The following is a 344-nucleotide window of genomic DNA, read 5'->3' as shown; positions in this document are numbered from 1 at the left end:
GTTTTTTACTGCTCGGGTGTTTAAAATATGAAAAACTTAACTACTTCTATTCTACTTGCACTTCCTATCCTAGTAGTCAGCCCTACAGTCATGGCTGCATCTGCATCTGCATCTGCATCTTCAGATGCAGTGGCTAAAGCTGTTGATGTTCAATTTAAAAAAGGTGCCAGCTCAGCCAACTATTATGGGAAATTAAAAGGCAATAAGTATGATTCCTATACATTTTATGCCAAAAAAAACCAAAAGCTTTCTGTCAAAATAGCGGGAGGGAATGTAGACACTTATTTATTCCATAAGAATCTAGCAAATTCTGTTAACGTAGGAGAGTAGGCACCTGAAGTGGA

1 protein-coding gene is annotated in these 344 nt (G+C 37.8%); it reads left to right on the top strand.

Annotation, left to right across the window (positions count from 1 at the left end; all coding sequences use genetic code 11):
• Positions 1 to 27: 27 nt before the first annotated feature.
• The gene (locus BTV99_RS12970) at positions 28 to 330 is read left to right on the top strand and encodes a hypothetical protein (RefSeq protein ID WP_075102689.1); all 303 of its coding nucleotides are present in this window, start codon (positions 28 to 30) and stop codon (positions 328 to 330) included.
• Positions 331 to 344: the final 14 nt, after the last annotated feature.

Source organism: Psychrobacter sp. Rd 27.2 (genome assembly GCF_001921755.1).
Lineage (GTDB): Bacteria > Pseudomonadota > Gammaproteobacteria > Pseudomonadales > Moraxellaceae > Psychrobacter > Psychrobacter celer.
This window is presented reverse-complemented; position numbering and strand designations above follow the sequence as displayed.